The organism is Brevibacillus sp. FSL K6-0770 (assembly GCF_038000275.1).
Taxonomy (GTDB): domain Bacteria; phylum Bacillota; class Bacilli; order Brevibacillales; family Brevibacillaceae; genus Brevibacillus; species Brevibacillus parabrevis.
Window position 1 is genome coordinate 2896217 of the sequence record NZ_JBBOBQ010000001.1, and the last position, 21975, is coordinate 2918191.

At 54.0% G+C, this 21975-nt stretch carries 10 protein-coding genes; all 10 read left to right on the forward strand.

Annotation, left to right across the window (positions count from 1 at the left end):
- The first annotated feature begins 72 nt into the window (after positions 1-72).
- The 10 genes from NST23_RS13920 (at position 73) to NST23_RS13965 (ending at position 21938) form a co-directional block, all read left to right on the forward strand.
- The gene (locus NST23_RS13920; RefSeq protein WP_063231004.1) at positions 73-267 is read left to right on the forward strand and encodes a PLD nuclease N-terminal domain-containing protein; all 195 of its coding nucleotides are present in this window, start codon (positions 73-75) and stop codon (positions 265-267) included.
- Positions 268-297: 30 nt separating this feature from the next.
- Positions 298-1218, forward strand: a complete 921-nt coding sequence (locus NST23_RS13925) for an ABC transporter ATP-binding protein (protein WP_122963280.1) — start codon at positions 298-300, stop codon at positions 1216-1218.
- Positions 1215-2000, forward strand: a complete 786-nt coding sequence (locus tag NST23_RS13930) for an ABC transporter permease (protein ID WP_340963873.1) — start codon at positions 1215-1217, stop codon at positions 1998-2000. The genes NST23_RS13925 and NST23_RS13930 overlap by 4 nt, the downstream gene beginning before the upstream one ends.
- A gap of 15 nt (positions 2001-2015) precedes the next feature.
- A complete protein-coding gene (locus NST23_RS13935; protein ID WP_173598777.1) occupies positions 2016-2780 on the forward strand; it encodes a CPBP family intramembrane glutamic endopeptidase in 765 nt (254 codons plus the stop codon).
- Between the two features lie 8 nt (positions 2781-2788).
- The gene (locus tag NST23_RS13940; protein WP_122963277.1) at positions 2789-3106 is read left to right on the forward strand and encodes a heavy metal-binding domain-containing protein; all 318 of its coding nucleotides are present in this window, start codon (positions 2789-2791) and stop codon (positions 3104-3106) included.
- Between the two features lie 3 nt (positions 3107-3109).
- The gene (locus NST23_RS13945) at positions 3110-3334 is read left to right on the forward strand and encodes a hypothetical protein (RefSeq protein WP_063230999.1); all 225 of its coding nucleotides are present in this window, start codon (positions 3110-3112) and stop codon (positions 3332-3334) included.
- A 341-nt stretch (positions 3335-3675) separates the two neighbouring features.
- Complete coding sequence (locus tag NST23_RS13950) at positions 3676-15141, forward strand: Ig-like domain-containing protein (RefSeq protein WP_340963875.1); 11466 nt, start codon at positions 3676-3678, stop codon at positions 15139-15141.
- 16 nt (positions 15142-15157) lie between these two features.
- On the forward strand, positions 15158-16138 hold the full coding sequence (locus NST23_RS13955; RefSeq protein ID WP_122966898.1) for an RCC1 domain-containing protein: 981 nt from the start codon (positions 15158-15160) through the stop codon (positions 16136-16138).
- 57 nt (positions 16139-16195) lie between these two features.
- On the forward strand, positions 16196-21598 hold the full coding sequence (locus tag NST23_RS13960) for an RHS repeat domain-containing protein (protein WP_340963877.1): 5403 nt from the start codon (positions 16196-16198) through the stop codon (positions 21596-21598).
- Positions 21599-21614: 16 nt separating this feature from the next.
- Positions 21615-21938 carry a hypothetical protein gene (locus NST23_RS13965; RefSeq protein WP_173598266.1) on the forward strand — a complete coding sequence of 108 codons (324 nt, stop codon included), beginning with the start codon at positions 21615-21617 and terminating at the stop codon, positions 21936-21938.
- Positions 21939-21975: the final 37 nt, after the last annotated feature.

Sequence of the window (21975 nt, forward strand, 5' to 3'; positions counted from 1 at the left end):
CAGGATGTTGGGTGGAAAAAAATGAAATTAATGGTAAACTTTAAATAACTATAAAATTTGGAGGTTTTATCCATGGAAGTAGATATGCAGCTCCTCGCTCCGCTGATTGGGATTCAATTGCTCCTGATGGTGATCGCCCTGATTGATCTTGTCCGCCGCGATGCAGGGAGAGTGGCGGGCGGAAAAAAATGGCCGTGGGCGCTCGGCATCATCTTTATCAATACGTTGGGGCCTATTGTGTATTTCTTTGTCGGCCGAAAAGACTAGCCCAAGAAACGAAGAAAGGGTTGACCTTCTTTGCGAGTAATCGAATGCGACGGCCTCACCAAGGAATACAAGGACCATAAAGCGCTCAAGAACGTTACTTTTTCCATCGACAATATCGGCTGCATCGGGTTCCTCGGGGGAAATGGCGCGGGGAAAACGACGACGATTCGCGTTTTGACTGGCCTGGCCGCACCGACAGCCGGAAAAGTGAAAGTGGTCGGCTACGACGTCGTAACCGAACGCAACAAAGTTACCAGTGAAGTAGGCTACTGCCCGCAAATTCCTGCCTTTTACAACTACATGACAGCAGTGGAGTGGATGCACTGGGTTGGCAAACTGTACGGATTGGACAAGCATACGATTGCGCAGCGCACGGATGAACTGCTGGAACTGTGCGGAATTAATGAAGCGCGCAATCGTCCGATCAGCGGCTACAGCGGGGGAATGAAGCAGCGTCTGGGAATTGCCCAGGCGCTGATCCATAACCCGAAGCTGCTCGTCCTCGACGAACCCGTTTCCGCTCTCGACCCCATGGGGCGGCATGACGTCTTGCTCCTGATCGAAAAGCTGAAACGGCACATGACGGTCTTCATGTCGACACACATCCTCGATGACGTCGAGAGAATCGCCGACCATATCGTGATCATCAAGGACGGCACGGTGCTTTTGTCATCCAGTCTGGAAGAGTTGCGGGCCAGCCATGTAGAGCCGTTGATCGAGTTCAAGCTGGATCAGGAGGACATCGATTTGGCGGACGTGCTGGACGGGCTTGCCTGGGTGAAAGAGTGGAGTCAGGATGGCGGCGTTTACAAGGTTTTCGCCAATGACATGCCGCAAGCCAAGGCTCGTCTGCCGCACATCGTTCTGGAATCTGGCGGGACGCTTGCGTATTATCGCCTGTCGGCATTGACCCTTCAGGATATTTTCCTCAAGGTGGTGAACAACGGATGACTTCCTACCCGATGATCCGCAAAGAATTTCATGAATTGATGAAGACCTACAAAATTCTCATCGTCCCGATCGTGTTTATCGCTTTGATGATCACGCAGCCGATCACGATGAAAATGCTGCCGGAAATTTTGGCCAATTCTACGGGACTGCCAAAAGGGACGGTCATCAATATCCCCACCCCGTCTGCTCCGGAAGTGCTCTCGACGGCGATCAGCAAATTCAGCTCGCTGGGCACGTTCGTGCTGATTCTCGTCGCGATGGGAACGATTGCCGGAGAAAAAGCGTCCGGCGTCGCCTCCATGGTATTCGTCAAGCCAGTCAGCCGGGCCAAGTATTACCTCGCCAAAGCCGTCACTTATTACGCCTTGACCATCGGCAGCATGCTGATCGGGATCGGGATCACCGCATACTACACGCAGCTGCTTTTCGGCCAACTCGATTGGGCGCACGTGTGGCTCGGTACGCTCCTTTACATACCGAACTTATTGCTTGTCGTAACGACGACAATTTGCGCCTCCAGCTTTTTCAACAACGCTGTCGGCGCTGGCGGGGCCTCGCTGCTTTTCAACATCGTGATTTTTACCGTGCCGCAGTTTCTCGGCAAGTTTTTGGACATGGTGTCACCGGGCGGACTGACAAACGCCGCGATCATGATGATCCAGGAAAACTCGACAATTGCCGAAGCCGCCATTGCAGCTGTGCCGGGGCTTGCAGGCGTCTTGACGCTCAACTTCGTCTTTTTCTTCATGGGCTGGTACTTGCTGGAACGATCTGAAATCTAGGTGGGGGGCGTCGCTGTGGAACACTTTTGGCTAATCTGGGTGATCAGCGTCTTGTGCGCTCTAGGGATCATCCCGATTCAGTTCAGAACGATTCGCCAGCAAGTGCAGCTGCAAGCAGAGATGCATCCTGCCAGCAACAGTAAGGTTCCGCCAGTGCCTGTCATGGTTGCGCTGACGATGATTCAGACCTGCGTCATTCTCGCTATCGCGACTGCTGCAGGCTTGTGGCTCCTGCCTGCAACTGAGCTTCGGCTGTTTGTGCTCGATCACTGGTCGTCCGGGGCGGCGCTGCCTTTTTCCATGCAAAGCTTTTGGGCGGTGTCGCTTGGATCGGGCATCGCAGTAGGACTCGTGGTCAAATGGCTGGACCACTGCTTTTTCCAGCCGCACATGATGGCGAAAAGAGGCAAGGAGCCGATCTCGTCGCGGCTGCTCGGTGTCCTCTCGTCTTTTTACGGAGGGTTCTGCGAAGAAGTGCTCATGCGGCTCGGCGTCATGACGGTTGTCGTATTTTTGGCACAGAAGCTCGGTCTTGCAGACACCGCCTACTGGCTGGGCATTGGGGTTGCGGCTCTCGCTTTTGCTTGCGCCCACCTCCCGGCGAATTTCATGACGTACGGAAAAGGCAAAGTCGTCACGCTGTGGACACTGCTTTTGAACGGCATCATGGGCATCCTGTTTGGCTGCCTGTTCTGGCAATACGGCTTGGAAGCTGCCATCATCAGTCATTTCAGCGCAGATATCGTGCTGCATGTGATTTTCAAAAAAAGCAGAAAGTAGGGAAGCAAATGCTCGTAGTAACAACCGAAAACATTCCAGGTTATCGCATCGTTGAAGTGAAAGGAACGACATTCGGCCTGATCGTCCGCGCGCGGGGAATCGGCGGAGACATCATGGCTGGGCTGCGTTCTGTCGTCGGCGGAGAAATCAAGGAATATACCGTTCTGTTGGAAGATGCGCGCAAACAGGCGCTCGATCGCATGATCAAAAACGCCAACGCGATGGGAGCAAACGCTGTCGTCATGTTCCGCTACGACTCGGGAAGCATGGGCAACATGGGCGAAGTCGTCGCGTACGGCACAGCGGTCGTCGTTGAAAAGGTGTAGTGGATGATTTTTTTCGTCTATTACCTCATTTTTCAGGTCGTGCTCCTGCTCGTTCTGTTGATCTTGTCGAAAATCAAGGACAAGCGGCTGCACGAAGACCATGGAGAAGAAATCCCGCCCGGATTTGAGTGGACGAACGAAGTGAATATCGACCCCGTCTCGCAGGAAAAGCGCCGTGTCTACTACAATCCGAAGACGGGGGATCGGTATTACCGGATTGAGAAGTGATGGGTTTGGATAGATTTCCGGTTGGAAAGAGCGGTCTTTTTGCAGGCTGGTTTGTTGAGGAACCCCGTGGGTAAACGGGGTTTCTTTTTTTATGGGTTATTTTCTACAAGTCGTTTTTGTCAAAAAAATTCTATTAATGTCGAAAAAACGACTTTTAAGTAAATTCCTGTTGAACCAAATTTTTAAAAATAATATAATTCGCCTGAATGCAACAGGAATATTTTCCTATATTTGCTTTTTTATCAATTTAAACCAACTATTGGCGAAAAGGAGTGGGAGCCATTGGACTGCTGATGCACAAGCGCAACTAACAAACCAAACCTAGATAAGGAGTCACGTGAATGAACCAGGCCTTCATCCGTTTATTCAGTATGTTCCAAGCGTTCCTCCTGGTGTCGCTCCTGCTTTTGCAGCTCGTTCCCGCGCATGCGGCGGCGAGTGCGGACAGCAAGACGTACCTGATCGGCTTCAAGAAACAGGAACGCGCCAAGGTCAGGGCGATTCAGCGGTCATCGGTGGAGCCACTCACCGGACAAATCGTGGTCGCCGAACTGACCGAAAGCGAGAAACAGGCGATGCTGGAAGACGAAAATGTCGCCTACATCGAAGAAGACAGCGAAACCGAGCTGGCGGAAGCAAGTCTCTCGCCGAGCCAAAGCCAGCAAGTGCCGTGGGGCGTCGAGCATATCGGTGCCGCCGCTGCGCACAGCCAGCAGTACAAAGGGCAACGCATCAAAATCGGGGTGCTGGATACGGGAATTTCCGCTCATCCTGACTTGGAGATCAAGGGCGGTGTGTCCTACATCGAAGGAGAGGACGATTTTGGCGACCAGCACGGCCACGGTACGGCTGTAGCGGGAGTCATCGCCGCTCGGGATAACGATTTTGGTATCGTCGGCGTCGCGCCGGAAGCGGAATTGTACGCGATTAAAGTGTTGGACAAAAAAGGTCACGGGACCTACTCCAGCATGATCCAGGGGATCGAATGGGCGATTCAAAACCGGATGAACATCCTCTCGATCAGCGCGGGCGGTTATGTGAACAGCCGCGCCTTGCACGACCAGATCAAACGGGCGAATGAGCACGGCATTCTGGTCATTGCGGCGGCGGGCAACCGGGGCTTGGGCGAAGAAACCGAGCTGTTTCCAGCCCAGTATGCGGAAACGATTTCGGTCGGCGCGGTTGACCGGGAAGACCAGCGCGCCGATTTTTCCAGTGTCGGAAAAGAGCTGGACCTCATGGCGCCAGGGGTGGATATCCGCAGTACCGCGCCTGGTGGCGACTACCAGACGCGATCAGGCACCTCGCTCGCTGCTCCGCATGTAGCGGGGGCGGCGGCCGTGATTTGGTCGGCGAAAGGAAATGTGTCCAACGCCGATCTGCGGGACACGTTGACGAAAAGCGCTACGCCGCTGGGCGAGTCCCGTTTTTATGGCAAAGGGCTGGTCCATCTGGAAAAGGCGCTAGGGCAAGGGGAAAGTTCTGCGGAAATCGAAGCGCTTTTGCCTTCTGTTTCAGAACTCAAGCTGGCACAAGGGGAAAGCCAGCCGCTCAAAGTCACAGCCAAGCGCACAGATGGTTCGGAGCAAGACGTGACCAAGCGGGTCAGCTATGCCGTGCAGGATGAGGCCATTGCCAAGGTAAGTGCTGCGGGCGTGGTAAGCGGCGTCGGGCCGGGCGAAACCAAAGTAACCGGAGAGTTGGAAGGACATCACTTCGAGATTTCCGTTACGGTGACCCCGCCGGAACCGCTGCGTCCACTGGCAGGGCTGGATAGTCCGGAAAATGGCGAATGGACGAGCGGCCTGTTGAATGGAAAAGGGTGGTATCTCGATTCTGCGGGAGTGGCGAGCATTCGCATCCAAGTGGATGGGGCTGACGCAGGAGAAGCGCAGTACGGTCAGCCACGCCCGGATATCGCGGCGAAATATCCGGCGTATGGCAATCCAAACGCCGGGTTTACGTTCCAACTGGACACGCAAACACTAGCGAGCGGAGCGCATACACTGGCGGTGATCATAGAAAATGCGGCTGGCGAGAAAACGACCATTGAGGGCCGAGCCTTTTATGTCGGGGAAACGCCGTTGCCGGAGGGCTTGCAGGCGGATGTCCAGAAGCTGGAGCTGGCTCCGGGCGACAGCCATCCGTTGAAAATCTCCCTGATTTTGGAGGATCGCTCGGTCCAAGACGTGACGCAGCTTGCCAGCTATACTTCCTCTGACCCGGGAGTCGCTATCGTGAGTGAGACGGGAGTCGTGCAAGCGGTTGGAGTCGGCAGTGCAAACCTTACCGTTACCTACGAAGATAAGACGCTGGTCATCCCGGTACAGGCTCAAGTCAAGGAAGAAACGCCGCTCCCTGCGCGCGGGGAAGTGGAGCGCCCGGCAAACAACGCCACCGTAGCGGGTCAAGTGCTGGTGGAAGGCTGGTATCTGGACCCGGCAGGCGTGGCGAAGATCGAAGTGCAACTGGACGGAACGCGGCTGGGGGATGCGCAGTACGGGCTTGCCCGTCGCGACATCGAAACAGCTTACCCGGACTACCGCAATCCGGCGGCAGGTTTTCAGTTCCTTTTCCAGACGAACGCTGATCAAGAAGGATCGCATGTGCTGAAAGTCATCGCAACAAGCAAGGACGGCACCGAGCACGTACTGGCGGAGCGCACCATTTTGGTAGAACAAGAACAGCCAACGACAAGCATCTCGGCTGCGCCTGAAAAAGTAGAAGTGGCTCGCGGGAAAACGCAACAGCTGCGCATTTCGGCTGTCCTTTCCGATCAAGAGACAAAAGACGTGACCGCAGGAGCGACCTATACCGCAGAACATCCGCATGTGGCCAGTATTTCGCCAAGCGGAATGGTTACGGGATTAGAAGCTGGACAAACAACCATCACCGTCCACTACCAGGAACATGTGCTGACCGTTCCCGTAACGGTGCGGGAAGCGGCAGGCTTCATCCAAGGCGGAATCGATACCCCACCGGACAACGCGACCATTAGCGGCGTGTACCCGATTACGGGCTGGTATTTCCACTCGGGCGGAGTCGCCAAGGTGGAAGTGCTGGTAGACGGTATCCTCCAAGGGGAAGCCGCCTACGGCATACCTCGTCCAGAAGTAGAGATCACAGATGTTTCCTCGCCGAATCACGATATCGGCTATCAATTCGATCTCGATACGGGCAAGCTCCAGGAAGGAACGCATACGCTTTCCGTACGCGGAACGGGCCAAGACGGGACGCAGACGATGCTTGGAGAAAGAAAGATCCACGTCGTTCCGCTTTTGCCAGCGAAAAGCTTGCGGGCAGACCGCACTGAACTGAGCCTCGCAGAGGGAAAAACGCATCTACTCGTGATCAAGGCGATCTTGGAAGATCAGAGTGAGCATGACGTCACCAAGTTAGCTCGCTATATAGTGGATAATGCGTTAGTAGCGAAAGTAAACACAGATGGCCTCGTCACCGCCATTACACCTGGCACGGCGAACTTGACCATCTCCTACGGACAGCAGAGCCTCCTTATCCCCATCACCGTCACGGAAGCCGGACCACTGTCCGCGATGGGCGAAATCGAGACGCCGGTGCAGGGAGCTGTCATCGAGGGCACAAGCACGATCGCCGGATGGTTTTTAGCGACGACACCTATTACGCGTTACGAAGTGTTGGTGGACGGAACGAAGAAAGGCGAAGCAAAAGCAGGCATCGCTCGCCCGGATATCGCCTTGCTGCACCCGGAGTATGCAAACAGCCACGCCGGTTTTAGCCTGACGCTGGAGGGATCCGACCTGCCAGCCGGGGAGCATACCGTTGCCGTGGTGGCCATTGACCCGGAAGGCAAGTCGCATCCGTTGCCAGAAAAACGCTTCGTCATTGGAAAACAACCCCCGATCCTTCGTTTGCAGCCACAAGAGCCAACCGTCACCTTGCCGAAAGATTCCAGCCAAAAGCTGACCATCTCCGCGCTGCTGACGGAGCAAACGACCAAAGAGATCACAGGAGAAGCACAGTACACGGTAGAAAAAGCCGAAATCATCCACATCAGCCCTCTCGGTGTCGTAACGGGGCTGCAAGTTGGCCAGACCAACATAGTCGCAAGCTACGGCGGGCAATCCGTTACCATCCCGATCACCGTAACAGAGACAGAAGCCGGGTCCACGCAGCCAAAAGGGCAATTAGAGCTGCCATTTGACCGCGCTGTCATCGGTGGCGTGACCACCGTCCAAGGCTGGCTGCTCGACCCGTCTGGCATCGCCAAAGTCGAGGTGCTCGTGGATGGACAAGCTGTGGGCCCAGCCGAATACGGCGAGCCTCGCCCGGATATTGCAGCGATGTATCCGCATTACCGCCAGGCAAACGCCGGGTTCCGCTACCAATGGGACACGCTTCCGTTCGCCGAAGGCACGCACAAGCTGACCATCCGCGCCACGAATCAGACGGGACAGGAAAGCCTGGTGCTGGAAAGAGACGTGGTCATTGGTCCCGTTGCCAAACTGACCGCCAATCTCACCCAGATCGCGCTGGAAAAAGACAAAACGGTGACCTTCCAACTGACCGCCACCCATCGTGACAACAGCACAAAAGACGTCACCGCCGAAGCGACCTACGCGTTTGAAAACCCGGCCCTCGCCAAAATCGAGGCGTCCACTGGCTTGATCACGGGCCTGTTGCCAGGCAGCACCCATCTGCGCGTATCGTATGCCGGAATCGTGCAGACGTATCCGGTGCAGGTCCAAGGAGACGGACCGAGCCACGGTGGAGAAATCGACACGCCGTCAGACAACGAAGTCATCAGCGGAAACTACCTCGTCACGGGTTGGTTCCTCCCTGAGGGTGAGTTGGACAAAATCGAGGTGCTGCTGGACGAAACCGTTTTGGGCGAGGCGCTGTACGGCACCGAGCGCCCTGATGTGCTGCGCACGTACCCGGGCAGCCAAGGCGCGAAGCCAGGCTTTTCCTATAGGCTGCGTGCAGAGGAGCAACCAAAAGGAACGCACAAGCTGACCGTACGGGTTACCGAAAAAGACGGAAAACAAACCAACCTGGAGAGAACCGTCACGATTGTCGAGGCGATCACCGAAGAAAATCGCTACTGGCTGCAATTTTCCAAGGAACAGGGCAAACACAACTGGTCCTACCTGGAGGCCAAGGAAGAGCGCTACACCGAGCTTATGTGGAACCAGGAAAGCGAGCAGTGGAAAAGCCCGCAAGGCGAGACGATCATCGGGAATACGTGGATGCACATCGGCGGCTCCGATCCGGTCATTCGCTGGGAAGCGCCGCGTTCCGGGAAGATTCACGTCGGCGGCTGGGCGTCCATGCTCGAAGGAAGCGAAGGAGACGGCGTTAACCTCCGCCTTTTGAAAAACGATACCCAAATCTGGCCGTCTGCGGGCTGGCAGTCCATTGCGTTCAACGATCAGGTTGGGGTGGAGCTAGCGCAAGAGCTGGAAGTCGAGGCGGGAGACAAGCTGTATTTCCAGGCGCAGGCAAAAGAAACCGAGGTGGGGGATTCATTCAAATGGACCCCGGAGATTGACTATCTCTCCACGAACATCCCGGATAACGCCGCGCCGCGTGTGTACGTCACCACCCCCGTTACGGGAAAAGTCATCGATCAGGTGAACGGACAGGATGTGATTCCCCTTTCCGGTTGGGTCATGGACCCGAATCTGGGGGATCGCGTCAGCCTCTGGTATCAAATCGACGAAGGGGAAGTGCACCAGATCGCTTCGTTCCTGGCGTCAGAAAACGCCTCCGCCTTTTTGTACCATGCTCCGGTGCAAGACCTGCAGCCAGATGATGTATACTCCCTGAAAGTCTGGGCCACCGATCAGAAGCAGGGCCTGTCTCCCGTGCAGCAGGTGGACTTTACCCTGGATATGCGCGCACAGGCCAAGGAAAAAGACCCGGTCTATATCGAGGCAACCTGGAAGAGCCCCGCGAACAACGCCGAGTTTCATTTGGGAGATCGCATCGTATTCACCTGGGATTACTCGCCAGACTATCCATTCAGTGTGTATGGGGACAAAATAACGAGTCAGGAATTGACGATTTATATTACGCAATCGGGACAACTCACGCCGACGATCAAGGAGAAGCTGTCTGCCAAAACCCGTTCGTATGAGATGGACACATCCATGATTACGAAAAACGCTACGGTGGAAGCGCGGCTGCGTACCGTTTTGAACATTAGCGGTGTGCCGTCGTACGTGGAAGGCTCCACGATCAAACGGAATTTCAAGATTTTGTACGGCAATACGGCGCCCATCATGGAGAGCACGGAATTTGATGTCATTTACTCAGGAAACACCGGACTTATCACCTACTCGATTGTGGAAAAGGATGCTACAGACAAGCTGGTGGCACGGAAACTTCGGGTCGGCTGGACGCCGGGTGGGAATGAGGTGGGAGAGACAATGGAGAACCTCCCTGAGGATAATCAGGCCAAGCGAACCTCGAGTCGTTACCAATTTCCCATCACCAAAGACATGCTGTTTCGGACCGTCTATTGGACCGCGCAGGCCCAAGATAACCGCGGAGCCTGGTCGGAGCCGCAAGTCTACTCGGCTCGTCTGGTGGATCACCTCCCTTATCTGGCGGTATACACCCCTACAGAGAAGCGCATTATCGACTTGAAGGAGACGTTTACCCTGGACGGCACGTACAGCCGCTTGCAGGCAGGAGACACGCTCACAGGAACGATTTATCCGGCGACGTATGCCAGGAAAACGACGACCACGACTGGCTCAGCTGGTTATTGGAGTATGAACTGGCTGGGCCAGGAGCTGGGCGAAGGTACGTATACGAATACGGAGGTACGCAGCGCAAGTAAACATGTCGCTTCTTACAGCGGAGTCCTGGTCGTCGAACGGAAACCGGGAGCGCCGGTTATTGTCAAGACCGAGCCGACCAAGAACGCCATCACGGTGTACTGGAACCCGAGCCCCGGAGCCAGCACCTACCAGATCCGCCTGGATAACCATCCTCTGGCGCGAGATGTAGGGAACGTCACCAGCTACACGTTCTCCGGCCTCCAGCCAGGCCGCGCCTATACGATCATGCTGTGGGCCTACAGCCCATCCGGAATTAGCAGCTATCCGGCTTCGATCTCCGTCGAGACGCTGCCTGCGGAGGAAAACTTCACGCTGTTGCAGGAAAACAGCCCGATTCGCATGTACTACCCGGCGGATCAAGCGAAATATTTCAAGCTCACCGCCAAAACGAGCGGCACGTACCAGTTTACGTTGACCAACGATTCCAGTTCCCTCGCCGCAGGGAAAATCGCGGTGTTCCGCAGCGCGTCTCTGCAAACGCCGGACCAAATCGCTTCCGGTGAAAACGGGAGTGTCAGCGCGGCACTGGTCGCAGGCAAAACGTACTATCTGTCCGTCCAGTCCCGCAGCTCCTTGTACGCGACGCTCCTGGCCAAGGCGAGCGGAGAAGCGATTGTGTTCAACCAGGCCAAGGAACTCACGATTCCGGCCGGGCAATCGGTCGAGCTGTCCATGAATGCGCTGATTCCTGGAACTTACCGCACCGTGGTCCAGCTGAAAAATCCAAGCAGCAAATACCCGACGGTCGCTGTGCTGTCCAACGGCACGCTCGTCAGTCCGAAGCAAAAGCCAAGCGAGGCCGAGGCCGTGTACGAACTGGCATCCGGCAGCTACACCGTCCGGCTGACCAACAACGACATCACTGCGCTTAGCCTGTCGTTTACCGTCTTTGCCCCACTGGCAGGAGGCACGCTGTATGAATACGTCTACGATGCCAACAACCGGATCACGGCGATCAAGGAAAACGGCGCCAACAGCGTCACCTTCACCCACGATGAGAACGGAAACTTGCTCAAAAGCGTCAAGCAAGCCGTTTCGCCTCAGCCAAAGGCAACCGCGCTGAAGCTGGATTCAGACAAAGTGGATGTGTCCTCCGGCGGCTCGACCTCCATCAAGGTAACCGCGACGCTGGAAAATGGCAGTCAGGTGGACGTCACCTCGCAAGTGACGGTCATCGTGGAAAATCCATCCGTGGCGTACATCAGCAACGGGCGCGTCTACGCCGTCAACGGCGGGACCACCCAGGCACGGCTGTACTATGGCGGACAAACGAAGACACTCACGATTACCGTAAGCGCTCCGGCGATCTCTTTGTCGTCCATCAGCCTGAGCCCGGCGCAAACGACCCTGGCAGAAGGACAAATCCAGCGCGTGTACGCCACCGCCTACTACACCGATGGCAGCAGCAAAGACATCAACAGCGTCGCCAGCTTTTCTTCCTCCAGCCCATCCGTGGCCCAGGTGAGTAGCCAGGGCGTCGTGACCGGGATCGCCCCAGGAACCGCGACGATTACGGCTTCCTATAACGGCAAAAGCGCTTCTGCTCAAGTAACGGTGCAGGGAGCTTACTTGCTGGGGCTGAAAGCCAGTCCCGCGCAGCTTTCGCTGGCAGCCGGAAACAAGGGACAACTGAGCATCTACGCGCAGTATTCCAACGGAGTCGAGGAAAACGTTTCGGCCAAAGCCCAATACACCAGCGGCAACCCTGCGATTGCCTCGGTCGATGGCATGGGAGGCGTGCTGGCAACTACGACCGGAACGACAACCATCCAGGTCACCTACGGAGCGAAAAGCTTGTCCGTTCCCGTCACGGTGACAGGAACGGTCGTCACCTTGCAGACCATCTCGGTTCGTCCAGAGTCCGTCAGCATGAAAAAGGGTGCAACCCAGCAACTGGAAGTCAAAGCAACGTATAGCGATAACAAGGTGACCGATGTGACCAGCCAAGCCACCTACCAAATCGCCCAACCCGCGATTGCCACGGTTTCAGCGACTGGATTGATTACAGGGGTGGCAGTAGGTTCCACGACAGTTACTGTTACATTTGGCGGCAAAACGGTCTCTGTGCCCGTTCAAATCACAGAAGCCCGGGAGCCCGTCCAGAGCCTGACCGTAACCCCTGCCCAACTGGATCTTTTAGTAGGAAAGACGCAGACCTTGCAAGTAGCGGCAACCTACAAAGACGGCAAGGAAGAAAATGTTTCCCAAAAGGCCACGTACACCAGCAGCAACGCCACGATTGCTTCCGTAAGTAGCAGCGGTGTGGTTACGACATTGGCGGAAGGCACGGCGCAAATCACGGTTCAATATGGCGGGAAGAGCGTTGTAGCTCCAGTCACCGTGAAGAAAGAGGCAGCTACCGTCGTGTCTTTAGCCGTCCAGCCGACGACGATCCAGTTGAAACAGGGAACGACCCAGCAACTGGAAGTGAAGGCAACTTACAATGACAACAACGTGATCGATGTGACCAGCCAAGCCTTGTACCAAAGTCAAAGTGCCCAGCCTGCGATTGTTACGGTTTCGTCCACCGGATTGATTACAGGAACAGCAGTAGGTTCCACGACAGTTACCGTTACATTTGGCGGCAAAACGGTCTCTGTGCCCGTTCAAATCACCGAAGCCCGGGAGCCCGTCCAGAGCTTGACCGTAACCCCTGCCAAACTGGATCTTTTGGTAGGCAAAACGCAAACCTTGCAAGTAACGGCCACCTACCAAGACGGCAAAACGGCAGACGTATCCAAGCAAGTTACGTACTTGTCGCAAGATTCATCCATCGCAACCGTCCAGCCTGACGGACTCGTCACTGCTGTCCAGGCCGGAAGTACGAGCCTCACTGTGACGTATGAAGGCATGAGCGTCAACGTACCCGTTGTCGTCACGGCGGAGAACGCGGTAGTGGACATCAAGATCGTTCCAGAGGCCATTACCTTGCTGGAACATGCGACGAAGCAGCTCGCAGTCAAGGCTGTACACGCAGATGGAACAGAGTCCGACATTACCGACAAGGCTCAGTACACTGTCGATGACCCGTCCATCACATCCGTAAGTACGGGCGGTTTGCTGACAGCTAAAAAAGCAGGAACGGCGACACTTGCCGCAGCATTTTCCGGCAAGCAGCGGAGCGTGGCGGTGAAAGTAATCGAAGGAACGGAACCAGGTAGCAAGGTACGGAGGTTGTCAACGGGTAGTGATCACGTCCTGATAGTCAAGGAAGACGGAATCGTGTGGGCATGGGGTCGAAACGACAAAGGACAACTGGGAGACGGCACGACACAAAATCAGACGACACCAGTAGCAAGTGTACGAGTGATCACGCCCAACCAGTTGGTAGCAGTCCCAAGTTCCATCCAATTGCTTCCAGCGCAAAGCAAGCCGTTGAAAGTAACGGCAACCTATGCAAGCGGCGATTCACAAGATGTAACAACGCAAGCAACGTATGAAAGCAGCTATCCCGAAATCGCTGCCGTAGATGCGACAGGTGTAATTACAGCCGGAGGAACAGCAGGGACAGCGACGATTACAGTTCGTTATTACAACCAGACACTCACCATTTCAGTACAGGTTAAAGAAATAGCCCCTCAAGCCAAACGCCTGTCAACAGGTAGCTATCACGCCCTGATAATCAAGGAAGATGGAACAGCCTGGGCATGGGGTCGAAACGACAAAGGACAACTGGGAGACGGCACGACACAAAACCGGACAACGCCAGTAGCAAGTGTACGAGTGATTACGCCCAACCAGTTGATAGCAGTCCCAAGCTCTATCCAGTTGCTTCCAGAACAAAACAAGCCGTTGAAAGTAACGGCAACCTATGCAAGCGGCGATTCACAAGATGTAACGACGCAAGCAACGTATGAAAGCAGCTATCCCGAAATCGCTGCCGTAGATGCGACAGGTGTAATTACAGCCGGAGGAACAGCAGGGACAGCGACGATTACAGTTCGTTATTACAACCAGACACTCACCATTTCAGTACAGGTTAAAGAAATAGCCCCTCAAGCCAAACGCCTGTCAACAGGTAGCTATCACGCCCTGATAATCAAGGAAGATGGAACAGCCTGGGCATGGGGTCGAAACGACAAAGGACAACTGGGAGACGGCACGACACAAAACCGGACAACGCCAGTAGCAAGTGTACGAGTGATTACGCCCAACCAGTTGATAGCAGTCCCAAGCTCTATCCAGTTGCTTCCAGAACAAAACAAGCCGTTGAAAGTAACGGCAACCTATGCAAGCGGCGACTCGCAAGATGTAACGACGCAAGCAACGTATGAAAGTAGCCATCCCGAAATCGCTGCCGTAAATGCGACAGGTGTAATTACAGCCGGAGGAACAGCAGGGACAGCGACGATTACAGTTCGTTATTACAACCAGACACTCACCATTTCAGTACAGGTTAAAGAAATAGCCCCTCAAGCCAAACGCCTGTCAACAGGTAGCTATCACGCCCTGATGATCAAGGAAGATGGAACAGCCTGGGCATGGGGTCGAAACGACAAAGGACAACTGGGAGACGGCACGACACAAAACCGGACAACGCCAGTAGCAAGTGTACGAGTGATTACGCCCAACCAGTTGATAGCAGTCCCAAGCTCTATCCAGTTGCTTCCAGAACAAAACAAGCCGTTGAAAGTAACGGCAACCTATGCAAGCGGCGACTCGCAAGATGTAACGACGCAAGCAACGTATGAAAGTAGCCATCCCGAAATCGCTGCCGTAAATGCGACAGGTGTAATTACAGCCGGAGGAACAGCAGGGACAGCGACGATTACAGTTCGTTATTACAACCAGACACTCACCATTTCAGTACAGGTTAAAGAAATAGCCCCTCAAGCCAAACGCCTGTCAACAGGTAGCTATCACGCCCTGATGATCAAGGAAGATGGAACAGCCTGGGCATGGGGGCGAAACGACAAAGGACAATTGGGAGACGGCACCACTATAAACAGGATAGTTCCTGTTCAAACGAATGGACAATAGCATGGAGGTAAACAAAATGAAAAAAAGAAGCACGATTGTCAAAAGAGTAACCAATCTGTTTTTAGCATCGATGACCATTCTTGCCCTCGCACAAAATCCTGCACATGCAGCAGATAGTATGGTGAGCAGTGCTGCGGGGAATAAGCACTCTCTTGCTTTGAAGGAAGATGGAACAGTTTGGGCGTGGGGGGACAATACTAGTGGTCAGCTAGGAGATGGCACTACGGTTCGAAAGAATGTGCCGGTTCTGGTAAAAGGATTGATAAACGTTACGCGCATTTCAGCAGGAAGTGAGTATAGCATGGCTTTAAAATCTGATGGAACAGTCTGGAGCTGGGGGAATAATAGCTCAGGCCAGTTGGGGGACGGGACAACAAACAGCAGTATTACTCCAGTTCAAGCAGTTGGTCTCACCGACATAGTCGAGATAGCTGCCGGATCTTCTCATGGATTAGCCCTGAAAAAAGATGGGACAGTTTGGATGTGGGGATCATTTTTAGACAGCAACTATCAGCAGCCTATTAAAGTAGCAGATATCGACGATGTAAAGGATATTGCTGCAGGGCAAGGAGTTAATCTTGCTGTCAAAAAAGACGGAACTGTCTGGGCATGGGGGGCAAATAAATTTGGTCAACTAGGTTTAAACCACACCAATAACGTACCATCTCCAACAAAAATAGTTTCTCTTTCCAATATTGTGTCGGTGGCGGCAGGAAGTGTATGCGGCTATGCCCTTGATATAGATGGAAATGTTTACGCTTGGGGAGACAATTATTTTGGCCAATTAGGTGATGGTACGAATAAAAACAGATACGCACCAGTGCAAGTAATCGATTTAACTGACGTTGAAGAAATTGCTAGCGGGGCTAATGCGGATCGTGGCTTAGCCAGAAAAAAAGATGGAACCATTTATGCTTGGGGATCTGGTGACTATGGCTCACTCGGCAACGGCACAACTACTCATAGCAACAAACCCATCCAAATCACACTCCCCTAACCAACACCAATCCCCCCTTCTCACCAAGGGGGGACTACTACCCATGATGGAGGCCCTATGAAACACCTTTCCATAAAAGCACTCATCTACCTTCTCTGCCTGGCCCTATGCATCACCCTGCTGCCACCAGGAGCAGCCCTGGCCAACGAACCAACCCAAGAGCCGCTCCCACAGGAAGCGCAGGACACACCAACCACCGCATCCACACCGGAAGCCGTGGCCAACGAACTCCAGCAGTCCATCGCGGACGAGCAGCTTGTTCCGATCGAACAACAACCCGCGAAAAGCGATCCGACCACCTATACCGAAGCGGATATCGCCAAGCTGCCCTGGACACAACTGGACGCTTCCACCGCCAGCGAAATCCACCGCACGTTTGACCGGGAGCTATTGACATTTGCCGCCTATTTCTACTCGGATCTGGAACAGCTCCTCACCGAAGAAGAGCGCGCGCAAGCCAAAGCTTTTACCGACACGGACCTTCTTTCCCGTTATCAATCGGTGACGCCGGACCAGCAGCAATGGCTCCAGAAGCTCACACCGCTTATCCCGGCGAAAATGGCGGAAATCCGCAAGCTCGCAGAAACGATGGACATCCAGGCAGCGACGCCGCTGCCGCCTACGCAGTACACGGAAAAAGAGCAGGAGTTTCACTTCGCCCGTTCCAAGACCGAATCATCGGTAGACGACGTGTACCGGGCGGCCAATCTGGTCGAGCAAGATGTGTACCTGCAAGGCAAACATGGCCTGGACGTGGTCCTGCAACGCCGCTACCATTCTCTGGGCAGCAAAATCAGCGTGCCCGGCTGGAACGAAACCGAGACAGGCAACGAAGCCCATTCCTCTCCGGAACGATTTGCAACCGGCTGGGACTTCAACGTGCCGAAATTGGAGATCGTCTCCCGCGAGCACTCCGCCTCCGTGAGCGACGATTCCCGCAACCCGGGGCAAGAAATCTACACCACCCGAATCTATGATCTGCCGGCGGGCAACCGTTATTTTATTACGCTCGAAGACGGAACGTCGCTCGAATACCACTACAACCAGTTTGTCAATTATCCGTACAAAGATGCCAGCTTCTCCGTGGAGCGACTGAACAGCAACTACACCTTGTCCTTCCGCAACTGGATTTACGAGTTTGATTTGCTGAGAGGGACGATCGTCAAATCGAACATCTACGGCGATAAAATCACGTACACGGTCAGTAGTGACGGCGAGCTCATCTCCATCGAGGACAGCGTCGGGCGGTATGTGGTCCTGAAAAGAAGGGGCGTCAACGACCGGACCCAAGACCTGATCGTCTACAAGGACAAATCGGAGACGACGGTGCTCAAGCACATCCGCTACCATTTGGAACAAAAATCGGGCTTGGCCATCTACACCCAGCTCACTCGTGTAGAGGTGCTCCCGCCAGGCGGCAAAGGAAACGGCGCGTACACCACCGCCCGCTACTCGTACCATAACCCGCGCACCAAAGGAATGGCCTATTTCAACTTGAACAAAAAGTACACGTTGGACAAGGTCGCAACGGATCAGGCGCTCCAGGAGTCGCCGAAATATTGGGCCGAAGACAAAAAGACGCGGAAGGAACTCGACTATTTGCTCATGCAGGAGGCCAGCTACCCGCTGCAAGGGCTGTCGATCCAGTATGAATATCGGCCATACACACTCGATCAGACGTCGATCAAAGACGGACTGGTGCGCATGTTCCAAGACCGTTACGCCCTCAGCTACGTCTCCTATCACCCGGTGAACAAGGTCACGTACAGCTACGCCCTGCAAACGCCAAAAGGCACGAACACGTACCGTTTGGAAAAAAGCTATGCCGACAACGACACCTTTTACGAAATATGGAAAATGCCGAAAGAGCAGCTGCCCCGGCTGAAAAACATGGCCGATCGGCATGGCGATACGTTCCAGGTCACGGAAACGGAGCCGTCCCGCTACACCCGTTCGCTGTTTTACCGCATCAACGCAGACGGAACGCCGCTGCTGCGAAGCGCGAAGACGACCGGAATCAGCCAGGGAGGAACGTCGATTGCGGGGGCGAAATATGCCGTATCGTACAACCCGACAACGTATACCACCTATGCCTATTCCGGCCGCCAAACGAAGCCGACCTACCAGTACGTATTTCTGGAACCCGTCTCCGTGTCCGACCCGGATGTGTTTTCGTCCTATTTAAAAGAACCCGTTCTGTCCAAGCGCGCCGCGTACGCCGCCAAACTCAACAACTACGCGCAAGAGACGTACTACGAATACAACGAGTACGGGCATCTGGTCAAACAACTCGCGCCAGACGGCATCTTGACGACATGGACGTACGATCTGGAAAGCCAAGGGAGATTCCGCACCTTTTCCTTGCTGAAGGCGACGCGGACGCAAGCGACCGCCGCTTCCGGCGATCCGTATTACTCCAATCTGTCCTACGAGTACAACGATCAGTATTTGCTGCGAAAAGAAACGGAGATCCACTCGTATCCAGCGAATCTGGCGGGGTACAAAAGCCAGACGACAGAGCGCACCTACGAATACACGAACAAACAGCTTTACTCGGTCACGGAAAACTTCGGCGGCAAGACGAGAACGCAAACGTTTCCCGCCTACGACGCCTACGGGTTGCAGCCAACGCAAATCACGGTGGCCGGGGTCGAGCTGGAAAGTGGCAAGACCGACGTCCTGACCTTCTCGCTAGACATTGATGAACAAAGCCAGGTCAAAAGCCAAACGTACCCGGACGGGGGCAAAGTCACCTACGACTACGACACGCTGGGCCGTCTCCTTTCCGAGAGCTATCGGAATCAGGGCGCGACGCGCACGATTTCGTACACGTACCGCGATGGCGATGCCACGGGCACCAAGACAGCAGGGCCAGGGGTGGTCGAACGAACCTTGCCAGACTCGTCGCGGGTTATTACGTACTACACTCCGTATGGCGATATCGCCTATCAGGAGCAAAAGGGGAAAAACGGCGGCACGCGCCCGCTCGTGGAAAACGAGTTTACGCCAGACGGTTTGCAGGTCAGCCGCACGATTCCCTACGGAAACCAGGCCAAGAGCACCTCTTATGCTTACGATTGGGACGGCTTTGTCTACCAAACGACGAACGCTCTCGGAACGACCCGCTCCCATCGCAACAACGCCTACCGCGACGGCAGCAGCTACTTGCCGCGCCTGACCGAACAAACGGTGGCACCAAACGGCTACATCGTCACCACCTACCGCGACCTGTACGGCCGGGTAGAGAGCACCGAGGAAACAACACAACAAGACGGAAAGCGCCGTGTCACGAATATCCAGACAGACCGTTTCGGAAAAGTGACAGACAAAGAAGTGACCGACGGCAGCACCTCCCAACGCTGGACCTTGCGCTACGATGCCAACGGCCAACTCGTTTACCTGCGCGACCCGGAGAACAACGTCAACGAATACGGCTATGACGGACTCGGCAACCTCGTCACCGTCGTCGAAAATGGCACGACCTCCGCCGTGTACACGTATAACGCGCTGTCTTGGAAACTATCCGAAAAGAACCCGGAAACCAAAGCCGAGCAGTACACCTACGACAAAAACGGCTCAGTCAAAACCTTCCAGGACAAAAACGGCGTCCTGTTCAATTACCAATACTCGCCGTTTTACGAAATGACGAAAGTGTCCGCCGGCAATGGCTTCTACGAAGAACGCACCTACGATCCGCTCGCTGGCTCGCTTTTGACGGAAACCAACAACTACGGCCAAACCGTCCGCTACAGCTACGACGAGTTCCGCCGCCTGAACAACCAAACGATGATGGGAAAAGACTACCAGCTCGTACACACCGATCAGGACGATGCCATCGACGCGCTGATTTACCCGTCGCGCAGCGCGGTATCCGGCTCGGCCCCTTCCATGCGGGTCGATTACGCCTACGACAGCGCCGACCGCCTGAGCAGCGTGACCATCCCAAGCGTCGGCACCACAACCTACACGTATGACATCAAAAGCAACGGCGAAACCAACACCGTTTCGTATCCCGGCCAACCGAACGCGATGCAGAAAACGATGAGCTCGTTTGCGGAGATTACCGGGATCAATCACGCGGACGGCTGGAGCGAAACGAACGGCTACGATCTGTTTGGCAACATCACGAGTCAAAAGCGCGGAGGAGCCACCTACGGCACATTCTCCTACGACAAGCTGTCCCGGATCAAGGAAGAGACCATCCAGGGCAACACCCGTCAATACACCTACGACCGCCGCGGCAACCGCCAAGCCTACGCCAACGCACCAGCAGACTCGACGCGCTCGTACGAACTGAAACACGACCTGTTCAACCGCCTGACCGAATACAAGGACGACAAAGGAACCACGACCTACACGTACTACCCGGGCGGCCTGCGTGCCACAAAGCAACAGACTGGAGCCGTTACCGACACCACCCACTACGTGTACCTGAACGGCCAAGTGATTGAGGAACTAACCCAAGACGGCCGCGTCAAAGCCCGCAATGTCTTCGGTAACCAACTAATCTGGCGCAAAGACTACACGACGAACCAGGAAGGCACTTACTACTACAACAGCCACGGCGATGTCGTGAAGATCAAGGGGCCAAGCGGCAACGTCCTGAATACGTATGAGTACGACATCTGGGGCAACCTGCTCGCGGACAAGGTCAAGGAAGCGATGCCCAACCCGTTTACGTATGCGGGGGAGATGTACGACAAGGAGAGCAATTTTTACTACTTGCGGGCGCGGTATTATGATCCGAGGGTCGGGAGGTTTATATCGGAGGATACGTATAAGGGGCAAGTGGATAATCCGTTGTCGTTGAATCGGTATACGTATGTGCATAACAATCCGATTAGATTCGTAGATCCGACAGGGAATTGGTGTGAATCTAAAGATGGAAAGTGGGCACATCCTGGTGGATGCAGCAATAATGAGAATTACAAGGAGAAAAAATGGAGTGCAAATGACGCCAACCATAATAAAGATTTAATTATTGAAGATGGTGAAGTAGTTGGTGTTTTCTTTTATGATACTTCTAACGATGGAGCAAGAGAGGCAGAAGGCTTTGAAGACCCTCTGAACTGGAGTCCATGGGGGCTAGAAAAAACGGGTGGAAAATGGGCAATAGGATTTGCGTTTGCAGGGTTAAAAAATCTTGGACAGGCGGAAGCAAAGCAATTTGTAAGAAATCAATTAATAGATGTAGACAGAAAACTTATAGATTCATGGGGGAAAGGAAGTTTTGATTCTATTGAAGATTCGCTAGTTCACCATTTCTTGAAACATGGCGATGAAGTTGGGGCAACTGATGTAGCACAATACATTAGGAAGTCTCAAGGGTTCGCGTCAAATTTAAGGGGAGCGACAAAAAACAAAGTGTCAGGTAAAGTAGAGGGTGTTGTGAGATATAGGAAAAATGGTAAGTATATCGACATAGCTCCTGATGGTACTATTATTTCTTTTGGAAAGTAGTAAAGGAGGTCACTAAATGGGAGATTGGAAAGATATTAAAGTCACGGGAATTAACAAAATCGATAAGGTAGTTGCCGAATATTATGTCTGGGCTATTGATAAAGTACCATATGGAAAATTCAAAATAAAAATTCTTGAAACTGCAAAAGGTGGGTATATTGGGTTACCAAACCTTGCTGTAAAAAGTCTTGAGGATGGAACTGCTGACAACACTTCAGGATTTGGTAATTCAATTGAAGAAGCACTAGAAGATACTATTAACTTTTTTCTGAAGACATTAGAAGGTAGAACGGATTTAGCGGAGGAAGATTTCGAATGGTCCGACCCACATGATTTTTAAGTTTAATTGAGTGAAGGAAGGACTTAACTTTACTGCT

Excerpts from the sequence above, each read along its gene's own strand:
- NST23_RS13920 (WP_063231004.1), top strand. The coding sequence starts at position 73 with ATGGAAGTAGATATGCAGCTCCTCGCTCCGCTGATTGGGATTCAATTG.
- NST23_RS13930 (WP_340963873.1), top strand. The coding sequence starts at position 1,215 with ATGACTTCCTACCCGATGATCCGCAAAGAATTTCATGAATTGATGAAG.
- NST23_RS13940 (WP_122963277.1), top strand. The coding sequence starts at position 2,789 with ATGCTCGTAGTAACAACCGAAAACATTCCAGGTTATCGCATCGTTGAA.
- NST23_RS13945 (WP_063230999.1), top strand. The coding sequence starts at position 3,110 with ATGATTTTTTTCGTCTATTACCTCATTTTTCAGGTCGTGCTCCTGCTC.
- NST23_RS13950 (WP_340963875.1), top strand. The coding sequence starts at position 3,676 with ATGAACCAGGCCTTCATCCGTTTATTCAGTATGTTCCAAGCGTTCCTC.
- NST23_RS13955 (WP_122966898.1), top strand. The coding sequence starts at position 15,158 with ATGAAAAAAAGAAGCACGATTGTCAAAAGAGTAACCAATCTGTTTTTA.
- NST23_RS13960 (WP_340963877.1), top strand. The coding sequence starts at position 16,196 with ATGAAACACCTTTCCATAAAAGCACTCATCTACCTTCTCTGCCTGGCC.
- NST23_RS13965 (WP_173598266.1), top strand. The coding sequence starts at position 21,615 with ATGGGAGATTGGAAAGATATTAAAGTCACGGGAATTAACAAAATCGAT.